Source organism: Clostridium sp. FP2, from assembly GCF_011065955.2.
Taxonomy (GTDB): Bacteria; Bacillota; Clostridia; order Clostridiales; family Clostridiaceae; genus Clostridium_AD; species Clostridium_AD tagluense.
The window spans coordinates 4,770,511-4,789,720 of record NZ_JAAMNI020000001.1 but is presented as its reverse complement, the minus strand read 5'-3'; the positions used below and the strand labels follow the sequence as shown (position 1 = coordinate 4,789,720).

Below are 19,210 nucleotides of genomic sequence, written 5' to 3'. Positions count from 1 at the left end.
TGTGTCGAACTTGTAAAAAGATACGGAGGATTTAATCTAAGTGAATTAGAGGGGGACCGACTTTTGAAAAAGAGAACTGCAAGAATTTTATACATGAATATTAATGCAATAGTTTCAGTAGTGGCAATAAGTTTTTTTAAAAAGCTTATTCCTTTTGCTGACAATTATCTTTATATCAAAACTTTAGTTTATTCTGTTTTCGTCTTTTCCTTGTTTGGAATAATATATTATTTTTTTATGAAGTTTATATTTGATAAATATGATAAGAAGTAATAATTTTTTACAGTGTTCATAAATTATAAATCTACGATAATTGAATAAAACTAATTCGTAGATTTCTTTAGTGACGACATAGTAAAAAATAGCGAAGCAATAATTATATAATCTTGAGTGGATGAACAGGAGATATTTAAATAGGGATAGCATAGCAATTCTAGCTAGTGATAGTATTAATAAATTGGAGGTAGTATAATGACTTGGCTACCATTTTTTTGTTTAGTAGCAGGTTTATTGCTTGGTATAAGGAAATTGTCGGATAATGTATTAAAACTTGTGGACTGGATAATTAACATTGCTTTGATTGTATTAATGCTTACAATAGGTATGAATATTGGAATAAATGATTCTGTAATGCTTAATTTAGGGACAATCGGTATTAATTGTGCAGTCATCGCTATAAGCGCTATAGCCTTTAGCGTAGCATTAGTGTTACTTGTAGAGAAAACAATTTTGCCGCTTGATATACTTAGAGAAAAACTTTATGCAGAAAACCTAAATGTAAACAAAGAAGTTGATATTGATAAAGAAAAAGAGAAAAAGACATCGCCTTTAGTTTGGATAATGCCTATTAGTATTGTTGCAGGAATTATTGTGGGATATTTCTTGTTGTCGGATAAACAGGTTGGCCTATTAGGTTATACTTTAATGGGGTCACTTATTTTTCTTTATATTGGTGTTGGCATTAGTCTCGGAACTAATCGTAAAGTATTTGGTTATATAAAGATATTAGGCTTTAAAGTTGTATATATTTCAATTGCAATATTTGTTGGAAGCATATTAGGCGGTTTATTAGCAGGATTAGTATTACATGTTCCCATACATATCTCTGTAATTTCTGCTAGTGGAATGAGCTATTATAGCATTACAGGCGCATACATGACACAAGGGTATGGAATAGAATCTGGTACATATGGTTTTGTAGTGAACGTAATGCGAGAATTTTTTACTGTACTTCTTTTGCCGTTGTTAATTAGAATCAGTAAAGGCAGTCCAATCGCAGGTGGTGCAGCAGGAAATATGGATACTATGTTAGTTCCAGTAACTAAGTTTGTTGGTGCAGAGTTAGGACTTGTAGCTTTGATAACTGGTGTAATACTTACATTTGCTGTTCCATTTATCTTGCCATTTCTTTATGGAATACTATGAACATAATATGTAGATGTATTAATTCACAGTCTTCATATATCGCGACATAATTACAAAATAAAATAATACGATTTAAGACACTCAGCAGGGTGTCTTTTCTAATGCGTAAAATATTAAACCAATTATAAATATTCAACTGAAACAGATGCAGAAAAAAATGCTATTACTGATTCAAGATTTTAATTGATAGTTTAAACTAGATTATAATAGTGATGTTGGTTTAATTTAGTGTTCTTGTTAAATTTTTTAGTTCAGACATTATGGTAACGTAGCAATTATAGGGGTTTGAGAGGTATGATTGTTTATGAAATGATTGTTAAAATTACGAACAATAATAAGTAAACATTCATATTTCTTTAGCGAAAACAGAAGAGTTAATTGGGAATATACTAAAGGATGCTCACATTTTCATCCAAGATGGATGGGAGTAGCTTTTCTAATTTTAAAGGGAGATAACGTTGGTGGCTAAGAGGAAAAGAATTATTGGTATAGCTAAAGCAATTAAGAAAGGAGTAGGTTCTGGTAGAGGATATAATTATATACCATGGATTAAGATACAGGATGTGCCTTCTAAAGGTAGATCAAACATGATAAAAGCAATTAAGACAGGAAGATTTAAAAGTTATGGATTCTAGCATAGATAATGACGATGAATATAATTAGCTCAGGGTAATAACAAGAGATTTAAAAAGAACGGTACATCCAGTTCGACATTTGTTATTAATAAATTTTTTAACAGGAGATATTGCTGAATTTTTTTCTGCTAAAGTATATAAATACAACCTATTCGGTAAAGGACCTTGGCCTTGCTTAAATAAGGTGGCAGAGCATTATAGGATGGGTGTAGTAAATAATTTAAAGATAACTGATGATTATAAGACTCGGTTACCAGTTGGTACCTTTAGTTGCGATTATGGTTTTGTATATTCAAGAAAAGGACCTGATAAAGTAAGTAGTGATAGATATAGGGTAGGAAGAATAAAAAAATTTGGTGTAGTATGGGAAAATAAGCTCAAAGTATATTTAAAAGAAAATAAATATAGTTTTAGAGAGTTAGCTAGGCTCATGAATTGTGATCCTAAAACTATTTTAAAATTTGATTTTATATTAGGAACAAATATGTTCCTAAATAACAGCAGATACATAAAGGATAAAGATTCTGCTGCTGAACCTGATAAATTAAGTGATTATAAAAATTGTATATTAGCTAATATTGAAAGTAATACTGCAGCAGCAAGAACTGAAATCAGGAAAATGTGCAAAAAAGAATACATTTTTATCTATCGTAAGGATAGGAAATGGCTTTACGAAAAACTTCCAATAAAAATTAAAAGAATTAATCATCATGCTTTTGTGGATTGTAATAAGAGGGATAATGAGTTTTTATTTATTGTGAAGAATAATTATGAAGAATTAATGAATAGCTATGAACCTAAAAGAATAACAAAGTCTAGTATTGGTAGGGATGTAGGTATACTTACGTCACTAGAAAAGAATATTGACAAGTTACCTAATACTGAAAAATATCTAAATGAAATACTTGAAACTGTTGAAGAGTTTCAAGTTAGAAGATGTAAAAAGATAATTAGAAATAAAATAGATAAAATTGAACCAATAAGGATATGGGAAATACAAAGAATTGCCGGAATTAGAAGTGAAGCTTTTGGAAAAATAAAAGATAAGGTATTGGGGTATATTGATTCGCAAAATAATAGGGGGATATATGAGTAAGGAAGCAGTGATTATAAAGAGTCAGTATTTTGAAAAAAGATAAAAAATAAAGTCAATATGGATTGGAGAAGTTTTCAAATAAATTAGTAACTAGATTGTATTTGCATATTTTAAGGATGTTAGAGCACCAAGAAGAATTATATTGGATTGCCCTAGTATCCATTTTTTATCTGCAGAAAAATATTATGCTGATGAAAAAATTAACAGTGATGAAAGCATTCAAAACTAAATAATATGGCGTTTACATGGGTAAATTTGACATATAAACAAAAATTTTGTTGTAACAATGTGGGGAGTGAGTTATAATTTTATTGTGAATTAAGGTTGATCTATTTGTATAATACAAACAACTTTAAACTTTAGTCAATGTTATTCTCAATATTGATATACTAACCTAAAGAAAGAAGAATAACGAATGTCAGGTAAAAAGGAAAGTAGAGATGGAAATGTTTCTATACCATAAGCTCCAAGGGTTCCAATACCTAAAGCAAAACCATCGAGAACAAGTAAATAACTTGAAAGATAAATTCCGTATTGTTTAGAGATGTATGGTTTATTGTATAATTTTTATATAAAATACCAAGTATTAAAATAATGGATAATATGCAATGCTGAAAATAGTATAACTTAAAATTAAAGGAGAATTAATAAATGTGCACAGGTGAAAGATTTATAGCTTTTATTGATATTTTAGGTTTCAAAAATATTGTAAAAAATTTCAATGGTAATTTAGATAATTTAGGGAATGAATTATTCACATTGTTTCAAAGTTCAATTAAATCTTCATTAGATGGTAAAAGTGTTTATATTGAAGATAAACATAATTTGAATCTTGATGATGATATTAAAGTGTATCAATTTTCAGATAGTATTGTTTTATATACTGAGAACGCTTCAGAGGAAGCCTTAAAGAAAATTATTTTAGTCTTAAATAGATTATTAGCACAATCAATACTTCGAGGGTTTCCACTTCGAGGAACATTGACTAAAGGAGAAATATATGTTAATCCTCCTATTGTTGTTGGACAATCATTTATTGATGCTTATGAGATGGAATGTATGCAAGAATGGTCTGGTGTGATAGTTGAAAATTGCTGTTTTGATTTATATAAAGAGTTATCTGAAGAGTTAATCTCTAATAAAAGAATTGTTAAATATTTAGTTCCAATGAAAGCAAAAATGAAATGTCGTGAAGGAGATGTGAGAAATAATATTAAACATGAAGAATATATTGTAATTAATTGGCCTCAATTTGTAGGGCGTAAAATGGAAAGTATTGACGATTTGAAAAGTAGGTTTTCTAATTATACTAACGAGCCTATTGGAGAAAAAAACATTAATAAAAAAGAACAAACATTTAAATTTGTACATGATAACATAGGATTCAAGGAAATATTACCTGATTTTATATTTCCTATAGAAAAAATAGAGTAAGTAAGTTTATAATTGTGATAGATGTTAATGGTAACTTTTAATACAGTATCATTTGAAAAAATATTAATAGTAAGTAAATAGAAACTATATAAATTGAACATACCTATATATTATACCTTTATTTAATATAAAGAATCTGCTCCTAAATAAACTAAATAACAATAATTGAAAGCCCAAGGTTAGAGAAATTGAACTTCAGACTTTGTTTTTTTTACTGAATTTACAAATATTTTACGGAAAAATAGTTTTGTTTTTAAATAACAAGTATAAATACAAATATAGGTATAGTGGTATTGATTTTTAAATATTATGTAACTAGTATTTAAATAGTAGTTAAAGGATTTCAGTACAGTGTGTGTAGTTGTGTTTACAAAGAAACATATTACATAACAAAGGTGTATAATGTTTTAAATAATAAAATCAGGAGAAATAATATTGGTATTATTCAGATAAGAGAATAAAATATACTTATCTAAACATAATGAGGTGTTGGGATGGATTTTATAACAACTAAAAAAGCATCAGATATGTGGGGGATTTCTGCAAGGCGTGTTGCAGTGCTCTGTGAGCAAGGTCGCATTGACGGAGTGAAGAAAGCCGGGAAAACTTGGATTTTACCTAGTTATTCAAATAAGCCAGTTGACGGCAGATTAAAGGAAAGTAAGGGAAATAAATCACAAAAGAGGTCTGGCTATGAATTCAGGTTGTAATGAATACATTAAAAAACCAAATTGGATAACATATGATAACTTAATAAAAGCAAGCACAGGTTTTAGCAGATTTGTTAGATATTCAAATGCTAATTTAAATAATGAATATATAGAGTTAGACCTATTAAGAAAATACTATATTTCAAATCACCAGTCTGCAATTAATTTAATAGATGAGCTTGCTTTGCGTGGATTTGAATTTGTTTCAGAAAAGACCTCTTCTATTCTACCAAATAATACCTATTGTAGTGATATGGATGTATTATCTGTTTCCATTGATCAAGGCAATTATAAAAAGCTTAATTTTGAGGAAGTGGGTTTAGGAAACTTTAACGATAGATTTAATGTTAAATGCGATATGTTTTTTGATGGGATTTCTCTAAAATCTTTTTTATATTTCAATAAATCAATCAATAATAAATTACTTAAACAAGAGTTTCTTGATAAAGGATTTACAGTCGGTGAAAATGATGTCGATATAGGAATAGTGGTTGGTATATCTCAATTAAAGCGCCCAATAGTAAATGAAGATTTATTAATTTCTAAATTATTTAATGAAGGAATATTTAATAATTTTAACAAGTATTGCTACGATAATAACTTGCTTTTCTTGCGGGATATGAAAAATTTAAATACTGATAAACTTATTTTGTTAAGAGGTTTTGGTGAAGGTAGAATTAACAGTATTAAAGAAAGATATCAAAAGTATGTTAGTGGTGAAATCATAATACAAAATGAAAGTTCAAGCATCGCTATACCAGCAGATAAAGAGGGGATTTTACTTGAAGAAATTTTCAGTGAGAATAAATTTTCAGTTTTTAGAAGTTATTGTGCAGATAATAATTTTATTATGGCTAAAGATTTAACCTCTTTTGATTTTGATTTGTTATGTAAGGTTGCTGGTATTGGTGTTGGAAAAATAGAAATAATTAAAGAAACATTTTTAAATATATTATCAAATTCAGAAAGTCATTTGTTTAAGGGTTACAATAGTACAACAAACATAAACAAGGATTTCACGTCAATAAAAATTAGCTATGTGTATGAAGAGAATATAGTGCATTATTTTAACTCAATAGGTATTAACACTATTGGTGATCTCTCAGAGTTTGATACAAATGATTTTAGCAAAATAGCCAACGTGGGAAAGAAAAAGGCTCAGGAACTTACTGAAAATTTAAATTTATTTACTCTTTCGATAGAAGAATATGTAAAAGAAAAATTTAATAAAATTACACTGTCAGATGGATTTGATGTGTATAGAGAACGAGTATTACATAAAGTTACATTAGAATATATAGGTAAGAAGTTAAAGGTGACAAGAGAACGAGTTCGTCAAAAAGAAAAAAAAGCTGTTATTGCAATTTGTGGATTATTATCTCTTTTGGATGAAGTAATAAGTCAAAAAAAATATTTCATAAATAATAAAAATTTAAAGTTTGATTTACTGGTAGACATCATCGGTAGCTATGAAAATGCCCTATTGGCGAGGGATTGTCTTATTAACAATGAATTTAATCATATTAAGTACTTTAAAGAATTGGACGAATTTTTTATTAATATTAATGTAAATATTGTTCGTGAAAAATTAAATCAGATACTTGAAGATTTAGGCAATGTATTTAGTTTTTATAACGAGATGATATACATAGAGGAATTGTTACAGGAAAACAGTATTGATTTTATTGATACACTTGCTTTTGAAACTTTTATAAAAGCATGCGGATATAAACAATATAAAGATTATTATTCAAGTAAGAAAATATCTAAAGAATTTTTATGCCTAATTGTATTAAGAGATTACTTTCCTCTAGGGTTTAAAAATACTCAAGACAATATAGTAAAAATGCAACAAATTGTTTCTACTGAATATGGTTTAGATCAGTTTGATAAAGAAAATCTAAGGAATACATGGGCATTAATTGATAGAGAGGGAACCTCAGCAATACTATGGGGGAAAAGTACAAAAATGCACATCAATAATGTAATTATTTCCGACAGTCTCATTAACAAACTCAAAGAATTAATTGATGTTACATTAGAAAGTAGTGCTTCCATATCTGCTGATTACATTTATAATACTCTGGAGAATGAAATAATTGAAGATGAGAGTAATATCCCAAACAAGGAAGCCTTGTATGGCGTAATAAAATACTATTTTGGAAACCATTATTCTTGCAAAAAGCTTTCTATTAAAAAATTAGATAGCCAGGATCTAAATACACAAATAATTTTAGAAAATTTATTACTACAAAATAATGGGAAAATGTTGTTGAAAAATATAAAACAACAATTAAAATGGACAGAGGCTATGATTAGCAGTGGAATTAATTTTAATAAAAATATTTTGTGTTGGGATAGTGGCACTTCTTTACTTCATGTGTCTAAGTTGGATTTGCCACAGGATTTCAGAGAAAACTTTTTTGTTAAAATAAAAAGTAGTATGAATGATGATGGGTATGTAAACAGCTATATGATACTGAAAAACGCAACTGTTTTTTTAATGAAAAATGGCATAAACGACGCAGTTTCTTTATTCTCATTAGCAAGTTATTATTTTGGAGATGAGTTTTTCTTTAGCAGAAGACCCCATATTTTAAGTGTAAAAACAAAACAGCAATTTACAACGATTCAATTAATATATAAGATGTTTGAAGACAAGCCAATTATTAGCTATGGCGAGATAAAATATAGAATGATGAATGATTTCTCATTCAATGAAATGACGGCAGGAAATTATATTTCTAAGGCTCAAAACAACCTATTTCAGATTGACATGGATTTATATGCTTTGCATACTGATGTCGTGTTAAATGAGAACGATGAAGATGAAGTCTTTTATGAGTTGTTAAATCTACTATCTGATAAAAACTATGTTGTTCTTTCTGAATTTGACTCATGTAATTTATGTAAGAAAAAACTTAAAATAAAAGAACAAATAATTGATTGGAACAGGTATATTGTCAATTCTATCATTAAGAAAAATTGGAATGATTGTTATCGAATGATTATGAGGAAGGGAAGTGACTGGCGATACGATAGTACCATTATTGTTGCAGCTACATCATGCTTTAAAACAATTGATGACATAATAATTCATGTTATCGAAACTGAATACAATGATAAAGGTAATATGGTTTTGTCGCAAATAGAAGAATTCCTTATATTAAAGAAAATTATTTACAACAAGCTGCCTGAAGAGTTTTTTAGTTCATCGAAAGTTACTATTGATGAATTTGGTAGAGTAAATATTGGGAGGTGAACTTATGAGTTTTAAAGATTTAGAAATAAATTTAATATATGACACTTCAAAATCGAGCGTAGTTGATGATTTGATTATCCCATTGTTAGCAAATAGCAGATTGTATTATAGAGGGGTGGGTTATTTTTCATCAGCATGGATTAAGATTGTTACAAAAGGGCTGGAGGAGCTTGTAAAAAATAATGGAAAAATATATTTATTGACATCTCCTCAACTTAATGAAGATGATTGGAAGGCTATTGCTACCGGTGAGAATGCTAAAGTGGATGCAATTATTTATAAATCTATCACAGAATCGATTGATGGGTTTGATGTGAAAACTAAAAAGGATACATTGAATTTGTTTTCGTGGTTAATTGCAGATGGATACATAGATTTGAAGTTTGTTGTTTGCCAGAATATAGTAGGTAATTATCACGATAAAATTGCAATATTCGAAGATATAAATGGAGATAGAGTTTGCCTACATGGATCATTAAACGATTCGTTGCAGGCAACATATAATGGCGAAGGAATCTCGGTATTTAAGGGATGGATTAATGGTCAAGCTGATTATTTAGAAGAGCATTATCAAAATTTTTTAAAGCTAGAAAGTGGGAAAAATAGTTATTATAAAATATACAATATTCCTCAAATGCTTAAATCAGAGTTTGAAAAATATAAATTGCCAGAGAGACCCTATATGAGAAAAAAAACTGAAAAAAAACAAATATGTTTACCACAGTATATATTAGAATTGAAGGATTATCAAAATACTGCGATTGAAAAACTAATTGAAAATAATTGGCAAGGAATATTTGAAATGGCAACCGGTACAGGTAAAACAATTACTGCTATTGAGGCATCAAGGAGATATATAGAATTAAATAAAAAAGTATTTCTAATAATTGTAGTGCCTTTTAAACATCTAATTATACAGTGGGAAAACGTCTTATCAGACTTTGGCTATGAAAATGTTGTATGTTGTTACAAAAGCATAAACTTTTGGTATGACAATGCAAATAGAAATATTAAAAACTTTAATGCGGGATTACAAGATATAGGTTGCTTAGTTACTACATATAAAACCGCATCTTCTCCCAATTTTATAGAATTAATCAAAAAAATTAGGAAGCATTCATTCTTAATTGCTGATGAGTGCCATTATACAGGCAGTAGCAAATATGGCACAATTATGATTGATGCTATTCAAAATAGATTGGGATTATCGGCTACCCCTGATAGATGGTTTGATGAAGTGGGAACAATTCGCCTTAGAAAATACTTTTCTAAAACGGTTTTTGAGTATGATTTAAAAACTGCTATAGAAAATGGACATTTGACTAGATACGAATACCAGCCAATTATAGTTCATCTTGATACAGATGAGTTAGATGAATATGTTTACTTAACAAGAAAAATTAGTAAGTTAAGTAATTATAGCGATGAAATTGACAAGGGCTCTGCACTTGAGAGATTGCTAATTAAACGATCACATATATTATCAAATGCAAATAGTAAAAAACCTAAACTTCTAAGCATGCTCAAAGAGAAGAGGCTACAAGGAAAACTATCTCATACATTGGTTTATTGTGCACCTGGTGAGAATAAAGAAATTATTTCTAAAATCTCCAATCTGAATGCTAAAGTGCATGATTTTGTTTATGATGTCCCAGATAAACGCAGAATCGAAATTTTAAATCAATTTGCTAAAGGTGACATTGAAATTTTAGTAGCAATAAAATGTTTGGATGAGGGTGTTGATATACCGAGTACACAGTCGGCATATTTTCTTGCTAGCACATCAAATCCCCGGGAATTTGTGCAAAGACGCGGTAGGATTTTAAGGAAATTTGATGGTAAAAAAAGAGCGCAGATTTATGATTTTATTGTTATGCCTGATATAGATGGAGATGCATTGGATGAATCATATGATAAAGCCCTAATGAGCATTATTGCAAAAGAACTACCGAGATTTGCAGAGTTTTCGAGCAATGCAGAAAACAAGTATGAAGCTCGTTCGATTATTGACCCATATTTATCTAAATATGGCTTGGAGTATCTTATGGACAAACTTCCATATGAAATTTACAATGACCTAAAATTGCAACATAGAGATGATATTGAAAAAGGAGACGTGACAAATGAAAAGTATTAATTTAGATCTTCTTAAAGAAGTAGAAAATCGTTCTGTAGGTACACTGAGAGAAATAGCAAAGGACATTCTTTTTCATATAAGTGAAGAACATTCCTCAGAAGAAAGAATAAAAGAAAATATAAGGCGAAAAGTTGATATGGCTATAGGGGAGGAAATAAAATGAAACTACTTGAACTTAAGCTAAATAATTTTCGTCAATTTTATGGCGAACAGAGTATGGAGTTTTCAAGAGATGACAAGAACATTACGGTTATTCTTGGTGAAAACGGAAATGGTAAGACTGGTATTTTTAGAGCAATTATATTTTGTCTATTTAATGAGAAGGAATTGCCAAAAGATAAGTTAGATAAAGGAACATCTTCTAACAGTATTCATTTAGTAAACCTTAATGTGCTAAAAGAAAACATTGGAATGCCTGTTGAGGCTTTAGTTGAGCTAGTATTTGAAAATAAAGGCAAAAAGTATGTATTGGAACGAAAAATTTATGATATGTTTGAAAAAAATGGGAATATACTTAGTAGCATTGAAGTTGAGGTTAAGTTAACTATTAGCGCCCAAGGCGGAAATGTAGAAGATGTTATAACAAAACAATCAGAGGTTTCTGTTAAGATTAATAATATTATTAGTGATAGGGTTAAAGATTTATTTTTCTTTGATGGAGATAAAATTGAGGCGCTTTCGACTACAAACACATCTTCAAGGCAGGAAATTAAAAATGGAATAATGAAGTTGCTTCAGATAGATTCTGTGAAAAAGGCTGTTGAAATAACCGATAAGCTAAAAAATGAGCAAAGAAAAAAAATTACTTCAAATGCAAATACAAAGCTGCAATCAGAAGAAAAAGAGCTGGAAAAGATAAAAGAAAAAGCTGTGGATTTAAAGGACAGTTTAGACCATCAAAAATCTGAACTTGAAAAGGTTAGAGAAACAATTGTTAAATTAGAATTAGAACAACAGGAAAATGAGCCTATTAAAGAGATGTTTAAACAAAGGGCGAACATCATTGATAGTAAAAATAAAACAACTACTATTCTTTCAAATATTAGAGGTAACATACAAGAACTATTATCAAAGGATGGACATAGTTTGCTTATTGAGGATACTTTATTGCGATCAAAGAATTTTATTGAGCAAGAGGAAAAAGAAAAAGGATTTCATAGTGGGATTACTCTGGATTTGATAGAACACATAATTGACTCAAATGAATGTATTTGTGGGACAAAATTTACCTCAAATGATGCGATGTATGAAAAATTGATTGATATAAAAAGGAAGTATGGGAAGATGCAACTTTCTGATTTTATTAGGGAATTTAAGAGAAATGTTAATAATTCATTACAATTCGACAAAGATGTTGATGTCAATATTCAAGAGTATGTAAAGAACTATAGTGATCAATTGGAAGACATAGAAAAACTTGGAAGGCAACTTGATGATATTGAAAAGCAGAAAAATGAGTTTAGTAAAACGGAAGATAAACTTCAAGGAATTGAAAATAGTTTGCAAAAGTGTAAAATCGATGCGAGTGATACAAATAGACGAGTTGGTGGGTTGGAGCGTGACGTTGAAATTTCAAATCAGTTAATTATTATGAAAGAAGCTGAGATTAAAAAGCTAAGAAATGATGATGAAAAACTGAAAAAAGATAACAGTGTATACCAGTATTATGAGCGTCTAAATAATATTTTTTCTGAGATACAGGACTCATATAGCTCAAAGATGAGATCGCGTTTGTCATCTGAAGCAACAATCATATTTAATAAGTTGATTTCAGAAAAGGATAAACGGGTTATAAGCCAGATATCAATTAATGAGCAATATGAGATTAAGGCAAAAGGATGGAATGACATCTCTATATTTCAAGATATATCTTCAGGTCAAAAACAGATGTTGTCACTATCTTTTGTGTCTGCTTTGGCAAGCGTAGCGGCTGGAAGCGAAAATTCAATTATAAATATGCCTTTATTTATGGACACACCATTTGCAAAGCTTGATGGTGCCAATAGAGATAGTTTAATAACTGAAATGCCATATCTTACTTCACAATGGGTATTACTGGTTACTGACACAGAATTCACTCGAAGTGAAGTTAAAAAAATGAAGGAAACTAATCGTTGGGGTAAATTTTATCGCTTAGACAAGATAAGTGACGGTTATACTAAAATAAAATTAGTTAATAATATTAATGAATTTGTGGCCAATAGATAAGGAGGCATATGAAATGATTAAGTTTAATGAGATACAGGCATTAGATTATAGGTTTAATATTGAAAAAGGATATGAAAATGTTTATCAAGTTTTAGTAGATGATGATAAGTGCAAGGTATTTGATGATAGAATAAGCTTGTTTGTTTTTATGGTGGCAGTTGGCTATAAAAGAAATATCGCAAAGGATATTTTAATTCGTAGCGACAAATCAATTCACAGTCGTAGAATAACTGAAAATCAACTTTCAACTTTATATGCCATTATAATTAATGATGAAACCATAGGGAAAAATTTTGAAAATTTTCTTGAAGAAAATTTTCTTTCTAAATGTTTGAAACTTATTGAAAAATATGCCCAAGGAGGCATGGAAATAATTTGCGATGAGGTATTTGAAAAAAAATGGAATAATAAAATGCTTAGTAGAGAATATGATGAATATGATGTTGATTTGCTTAGGTTTATACATACGGAGAGAGTCAGTAGCCCGTTTTAATGATTGTAATACTTAAAGCAATTACAAATGTGGTGTATATTTATAGAAGATCAAATGAAATTAGTAGGTATCCAAACTACACCACAACTTTTTGGTTGGTTTTCCTATAATTATGTACTTTTGGATTTCGAAAAATCAGAAATTATACGTGAATATATCAGCATGTGGAGACCACTAGAAAAATATTTCGTTGATACATATATGTGCGTTCTGAGCTTAGGTTGGCAACAATTAGAGATAAAGAAATATCTATTTTTGAAATAATTGATAATATAACACGAAATTTAAAAAAACAGTAGAGCGTAGATATATCGGTGAATTTATATTTTGAGGATTATAGTAAAGTGAAAGAAGATGCAATATGCAAGAGATTAACTTGATTACTAAATACGTTTGGGATAATAGTATAACTATTGATTTTGGAAATGAAGATATATGGAATGAAGATACATTTAAAAAGGTATGGTATAAAAACAATGAGTGGGTAAAGAAGGATGTAGTGGGCGTATATTGGTTTGGTATAAGGTGTAAAGATATTGAAAAAGAATTAATGATAAATCAATACTATGAAATTCCTGGAAGTTGTATCAATTATACCAAAAGAATTGAAGAAGTAAGAAATTTATATGGGAAATATATCTACGAACATAGTAACAATCAAATTTTTTATAATGGGGAAAGTGATAAAGTTTTTAATAGATTAAGAAGTCATTTTTATACTAATAATGCTGGTACAGGATCACTAGGTTTATATTATCATAAAGATATAAGTCAAACTGAATTGTTTGTAAAGATATATCATTCGAAACTAAATACTAAAACCAAATTGGATGATGTAGTAAATGATGTTTTACAAGATAAGGGCGGAAGGTTGTTAATAGAAAATTGCTGGAGAATAAATTATGGCTGGCCAATACTTAGCAAAGATTAAGAGGTTTTTAATATAAAATGGTTGTCTATTAAATTGTAATAATGTTTTCATAATAAAAATAAAAATTACTACAGAAATAATAAATTGCCATAGTAATTTCCAAATAGGATTATCATATTTTTTCTAATTTACACAAAACAATAGACGTGCTCAACATTATAAAATCACAATTGAACAGGAAATATCTTTAATATAATTATAAAACACACAAAAATATTATGTGTGTTTATAACAATTATGTAGTAATGCAATTTCAAATAAATATTCGAGGCAATCTTTCTTATAAAGCTACATCTAAATGTAGGTGTTCTAAAAAAAACTTTTAATGTAGAAGCATAACAATTTAAGATTAAAACAACTCTAAATGGTTATTTTGATCAAACTTTATTATAAAAATAAAAAGCTAGTTATGAGTTACTTGTTTAGTTTTGATCAAACTTTATTATAAAAATAATAAATCAACTTTACGAGATTAAGCCATTCATAAGAGGTATTCTGATCAAACTTTTTTACAAAGCTACAGTAGTGTGTATGTTCTAAGAATGTATTTAAGTACCTAAGAAAGTATTTAAGTAAACGTGCATATAAATAAATTCTTGCATTATATATTAAAGGTGAAAAGCCATCAGATTTTTAATTCTGATGGCTTTTTGTAAACTTTTTTTATATAGTTATCAAAAAAGATGTTAATATATTGATATTTAGTCGTCTAAATGTACATTAATTGTGATATGTCGAACTTACGGTACTAATAGTATAATGAATTATATGTTTTCTTACGAAATTGTAAAAAAATACGGAGTAAATAACGTATACTTAAAATATATTAAATGTAATTAGTTTAACTGGCAATTTATTGATTAATAACTGGATATATTATTATATTTATAGTAAATCTTTAAGCTTTAGTAAAGGTAAAAAACACAAGTTGTTTTAATTGTTGATGCGTATCTTAAAATCAAGAAAATATTATTTTTATCCGTTCGTTTTAATTATTTTTATTCTAGTAATAATATATCCCAATAATTGTATAATAAAATAACATATAAATATTTTAATTGTATTTATCATAAATTCTTTACCTAATTTGCAAATATAAAGATATACAAAACTTGCGATAGTTGTTATAAATATATGTGAAAAAAATATTAACCTAAATTTGCATAGTAATATACTATCTATTTCGGTATCAATTAGTCCAATATTATATAATTTGATTTTCTCAAATTGCCAGTTATCTAGATCTATTTTGATTTTAAAATATAATATAGTGGAAGAAGCGATAAAACTTAATAATACAATAAAAATATATATGGAATTAAAAGAAGACATTTGAAAAATGTTGTAAGTGTTAAAACGTGTTTTTAAACTAGGCAAATTACAAATTCTTTCGGAAATAATAAAGGTGAAGTTTAAAAAAGCGATAAAGAAAATTATAATTTTATTATCCTTCAAAGAATCCTCTAATTCATTTATTAAAAAAATTCTCTTATAATAAAAATTTTTACTTTTTTTTGCGAAAACAATAAATATATTTATAAAAATTAAAAATAATATGAAAATTACTACTATACATATTAAAGAATAGTCAATATAATATCTAGATTGTAAATTTAGGACTATTCTTTCATTAAAATGAATGCAACATAGTATTAAAACATAGGGTGCTATTCTTAATAAATTTTCTTTTTTAGAATGTACCATATATAAATTTTTATGATTTGCTATTTTTATAAGGGACAGACTATTAATAAATTTAGATGTCCATAAAATGAATATAGTAGTAAGTAAAATATAATGTCCAATAGTAATTATGTAGATAATTGATTTAAATTCAAAAGTAAAAGCAGAAATTCCTGCGAGTTTAAATATGAAAAGTACAATGATTTTTGAAAATATAATACCTAAAATTAATCCTATAGGCACATATATGAAAAAATTTAAAATATTTTCTAGGAGAAGTAGAATTTTTAGCTCATTACAGGTCATGCCCAAAGCCAAAAATGTTGCAAACTCCTTTTGTCTGTGTTTTATAAAGGAAATGTACGTAAAAATACTCCACAATGCGGTATTAAAGACAGCAATTGCTGGTAATACAAAAATATTTTTTTGTTTAATTACTGCTACATATGAATTATATAGTGTTGATTCAGTAAAAAAGAATATAACTGAAATTATTAGTGAAAATATATATAAGAAATATTGATCTAAATTTAATTTTATAGTTTGTTTAAGCATCTTTCCATAATTCATATCATTCACCACTAATCACTGCTAGAGTATCCAATATTCTATTAAAAAAGGCATTTTGATCTCCTTTGTTATATATATCTACAAATATTTTTCCGGATTTTATGAAAATCACTCGTCTGCAGTAGCTTGCAGCGTATATGTCATGTGTAACCATAAGAATTGTTGCTTTTTTCGCATCATTTATCATTTGTAAGTACTTCATAAATTTTTTAGAAGTATTTGGATCAAGACTTCCAGTTGGTTCATCAGCTAAAATAATATATGGATCATTTATTAGAGCTCTACATGCGGCTGCTCTTTGTTGTTCTCCTACAGACACATTATAGGGATATCTATTTCTAATATCGTATATATCAAAAAACATAAAATATTCTTTTATTTTTTCATCAATTATTGGGGCACTGATTCCCTTAAATATCAATGGAAGTGCAGCATTTTCTGCAAGTGTAATATTATCAAGAAGATTAAAGCTTTGAAATATAATTCCTAAATTTTCACGCCTAAAAATAGATTTTTCTTTTTTGCTTAAGGAAGTTATATATTTATTCATTATTTTCACTGTTCCACTATTAGGCCTGTCAATACCTGATAATATATTAAGCAGAGTTGTTTTACCACTTCCTGATTGTCCCATAATAGCAGTAAATTCTCCACTTTCAATGCTTAGATTTATACCGTTTAATACATTATTAGAGTTAACTTCTAAATTTCCTCCATACACCTTAACAATATCCTCAGCACATAAAACTTCCAATGCAATCCCCCCATTGTCTTTAAATTTTTGATGGATAAGTAACTGAAATAGTAGTTCCCTTATTAATCTCAGATTCTATGGCTATGCTATGATTCAACTTCTTTGATATTACTTTGCATATATAGAGGCCTATGCCAGTAGCATCGCCCACCTTTCTTCCGTTTTCTCCTGTGAAAAATGGTTCGAAAACTCTTTTTATATCATAGCTGGGAATTCCAATACCTTCATCTCTAATTGTTAACTTTGTTTCTTTATCATTTCTATATATATTAAAAAATATATATGTATTTTCTTTGTTATCTTTAGAATATTTAATAGCATTTGCTATAAGTTGTTCAAGCATAAATTTATTCCACTTTTCATCTGTAACAATCAATATTTTTTCATATTTAAATTCTATTTTAGGAAATACATTATTATAGATAAATTGACTTTTTTTATTATTGATGACCTCCTTCAATAATTGCACGAGGTCCGCTGTTTGAGGCTCATAATCTTTTGAAAAATCATTTAATCTACTAATGTTTAGAATTTGATCTAAACCATTCTTAACTTTATTATTTTCTTCTCTTATATCAAAGAACAATCTTAATATATTCATTTGGTTCATTGTGAAATCCTCGTTACTAAAGCTTGTTTCTTTAGTTGCTTTTTGAATGATAAGATCGATTATTGAAGGTGGAGTCTTTATATTATGAATCCATTGAGATAAAAAATACTTATTATCTGTATTTTGTGCATGAATTTTACTTATTTTATTTGTATAGTTTTCATGAATTTTAAATATAGCCCTAGCTGTTTCTAGTTGCTGATTTGTCTTTGGATTTAAATTAAAGTACCTATTTTCTATGCCTTCATTGAGACTTCTATTAAATTTATAATATTTGGCCCACTCACTTAATATTAAAAGTACGTATAGTACTATAGATAGTAACAAAGGATATAACACATCAATTTGGGTACCTAATGAGTAAATGTAAAGAAGAATCAAAATTGTACTAAGAAAATATACAATAGTAAGTGATAGTTTATCTTTTGCAAAGTTTAACAATATCTTTTTGTTCATATTTAGCCCTCTTGCTCAGAATCACATTGAAACATGTATCCTATACCCCATTTGGTTGAGATAACTTCACTAACACCAAACTCTTTAAGTTTAGTTCTTATTCTCGCTATATTAACTGTTAATGTATTATCATCTACAAAAGTGGTATCATCCCAAAGCTCTTCTAAAAGGTATTCCCTACTGACTATTCTATTTTCATTCTTAATAAGTATACTTAAGAGCTTGAACTCATTTTTACTAAGCTCAAGTTCAATTCCATTATAATGTATTTTAAAAGTATCTTTATTAAGCTTAATACCTCCCATACTTTCAATTATAGTTGATTCATTTGCATATTCACCGTATACTCTTCGCATTGTTGATTGTATCTTAGCAAGCAGAAAGTCAAAGTTAAAAGGTTTTGTAATATAATCATCTGCTCCGAGTTCAAGTCCACGTATTTGTTCCTCGCCACTATTTCTTGAAGAAATAATGATTACAGGTATTTTTGAGGTTCTTCTAAAAGTTTTACACAATTGAAACCCATCGGAATATGGGAGATTTATATCTAAAAGAATCAAGTCAGCTTTTGAATTTTCTAGTTCCAAATCTACATTTTTAAAATCTTGTATGTAAGTAACATCATATCTATATTTTTGAAGATACTCTGTTACGAGTTTATTTAGCCGAGTATCATCTTCAACAACAAGTATCTTATACAAAACAGATTCCTCCTTTTTAAAGCTCCCTAAGATATAATATAGTAACTTTACTATATTATATCATAATTTAAAAAGGCGGAAAGAAGACTGCATTTGATGGCAATG

18 protein-coding genes are annotated in these 19,210 nt (G+C 28.2%); 14 read left to right on the top strand and 4 right to left on the bottom strand.

Annotation, left to right across the window (positions count from 1 at the left end):
- Positions 1–63 precede the first annotated feature (63 nt).
- The 14 genes from G9F71_RS22500 (at position 64) to G9F71_RS22435 (ending at position 14,331) form a co-directional block, all read left to right on the top strand.
- On the top strand, positions 64–273 hold the full coding sequence (locus tag G9F71_RS22500; RefSeq protein WP_164951531.1) for a hypothetical protein: 210 nt from the start codon (positions 64–66) through the stop codon (positions 271–273).
- A gap of 198 nt (positions 274–471) precedes the next feature.
- A complete protein-coding gene (locus tag G9F71_RS22495) occupies positions 472–1,425 on the top strand; it encodes a lysine exporter LysO family protein (RefSeq protein ID WP_224626557.1) in 954 nt (317 codons plus the stop codon).
- 313 nt (positions 1,426–1,738) lie between these two features.
- Positions 1,739–1,894, top strand: a complete 156-nt coding sequence (locus G9F71_RS22490) for a hypothetical protein (protein ID WP_164950624.1) — start codon at positions 1,739–1,741, stop codon at positions 1,892–1,894.
- Positions 1,887–2,060 carry a hypothetical protein gene (locus tag G9F71_RS22485; RefSeq protein ID WP_164950625.1) on the top strand — a complete coding sequence of 58 codons (174 nt, stop codon included), beginning with the start codon at positions 1,887–1,889 and terminating at the stop codon, positions 2,058–2,060. Before G9F71_RS22490 ends, G9F71_RS22485 begins: the two co-directional genes overlap by 8 nt.
- Before the next feature lie 37 nt (positions 2,061–2,097).
- Positions 2,098–3,156 carry a TnsD family Tn7-like transposition protein gene (locus G9F71_RS22480; RefSeq protein WP_164950776.1) on the top strand — a complete coding sequence of 353 codons (1,059 nt, stop codon included), beginning with the start codon at positions 2,098–2,100 and terminating at the stop codon, positions 3,154–3,156.
- 651 nt (positions 3,157–3,807) lie between these two features.
- Positions 3,808–4,590: a hypothetical protein gene (locus tag G9F71_RS22475; RefSeq protein WP_164950626.1), complete on the top strand. Its 783-nt coding sequence runs from the start codon at positions 3,808–3,810 to the stop codon at positions 4,588–4,590.
- Between the two features lie 494 nt (positions 4,591–5,084).
- Entirely contained in the window at positions 5,085–5,300 is a 216-nt protein-coding gene (locus tag G9F71_RS22470) for a DNA-binding protein (RefSeq protein ID WP_164950627.1), read from the top strand.
- Positions 5,284–8,562: a sigma factor-like helix-turn-helix DNA-binding protein gene (locus tag G9F71_RS22465; protein ID WP_164950628.1), complete on the top strand. Its 3,279-nt coding sequence runs from the start codon at positions 5,284–5,286 to the stop codon at positions 8,560–8,562. Before G9F71_RS22470 ends, G9F71_RS22465 begins: the two co-directional genes overlap by 17 nt.
- Before the next feature lie 4 nt (positions 8,563–8,566).
- Positions 8,567–10,699, top strand: a complete 2,133-nt coding sequence (locus G9F71_RS22460; protein ID WP_164950629.1) for a DEAD/DEAH box helicase family protein — start codon at positions 8,567–8,569, stop codon at positions 10,697–10,699.
- Positions 10,686–10,862, top strand: coding sequence for a hypothetical protein (locus tag G9F71_RS22455; RefSeq protein WP_164950630.1), 177 nt, complete (start codon positions 10,686–10,688; stop codon positions 10,860–10,862). The genes G9F71_RS22460 and G9F71_RS22455 overlap by 14 nt, the downstream gene beginning before the upstream one ends.
- The gene (locus G9F71_RS22450) at positions 10,859–12,907 is read left to right on the top strand and encodes an AAA family ATPase (RefSeq protein WP_164950631.1); all 2,049 of its coding nucleotides are present in this window, start codon (positions 10,859–10,861) and stop codon (positions 12,905–12,907) included. Before G9F71_RS22455 ends, G9F71_RS22450 begins: the two co-directional genes overlap by 4 nt.
- A 13-nt stretch (positions 12,908–12,920) precedes the next feature.
- Positions 12,921–13,400 carry a hypothetical protein gene (locus tag G9F71_RS22445; RefSeq protein ID WP_164950632.1) on the top strand — a complete coding sequence of 160 codons (480 nt, stop codon included), beginning with the start codon at positions 12,921–12,923 and terminating at the stop codon, positions 13,398–13,400.
- Between the two features lie 54 nt (positions 13,401–13,454).
- Positions 13,455–13,664: a hypothetical protein gene (locus G9F71_RS22440; protein WP_164950633.1), complete on the top strand. Its 210-nt coding sequence runs from the start codon at positions 13,455–13,457 to the stop codon at positions 13,662–13,664.
- Positions 13,665–13,761: 97 nt separating this feature from the next.
- The gene (locus tag G9F71_RS22435) at positions 13,762–14,331 is read left to right on the top strand and encodes a hypothetical protein (RefSeq protein ID WP_164950634.1); all 570 of its coding nucleotides are present in this window, start codon (positions 13,762–13,764) and stop codon (positions 14,329–14,331) included.
- Between the two features lie 975 nt (positions 14,332–15,306).
- On the opposite strand, the gene G9F71_RS22430 is transcribed toward G9F71_RS22435, so the two are convergent.
- Genes G9F71_RS22430 through G9F71_RS22415 form a run of 4 tightly spaced genes read right to left on the bottom strand, consistent with a single transcriptional unit; the run spans position 15,307 to position 19,105 of the window.
- Positions 15,307–16,584: an FtsX-like permease family protein gene (locus tag G9F71_RS22430; RefSeq protein ID WP_164950635.1), complete on the bottom strand. Its 1,278-nt coding sequence runs from the start codon at positions 16,582–16,584 to the stop codon at positions 15,307–15,309.
- A gap of 1 nt (position 16,585) precedes the next feature.
- Positions 16,586–17,338, bottom strand: a complete 753-nt coding sequence (locus G9F71_RS22425) for an ABC transporter ATP-binding protein (protein WP_125002566.1) — start codon at positions 17,336–17,338, stop codon at positions 16,586–16,588.
- A 19-nt stretch (positions 17,339–17,357) separates the two neighbouring features.
- On the bottom strand, positions 17,358–18,404 hold the full coding sequence (locus G9F71_RS22420) for a sensor histidine kinase (protein WP_164950636.1): 1,047 nt from the start codon (positions 18,402–18,404) through the stop codon (positions 17,358–17,360).
- A 2-nt stretch (positions 18,405–18,406) separates the two neighbouring features.
- The gene (locus tag G9F71_RS22415; protein WP_164950637.1) at positions 18,407–19,105 is read right to left on the bottom strand and encodes a response regulator transcription factor; all 699 of its coding nucleotides are present in this window, start codon (positions 19,103–19,105) and stop codon (positions 18,407–18,409) included.
- Positions 19,106–19,210: the final 105 nt, after the last annotated feature.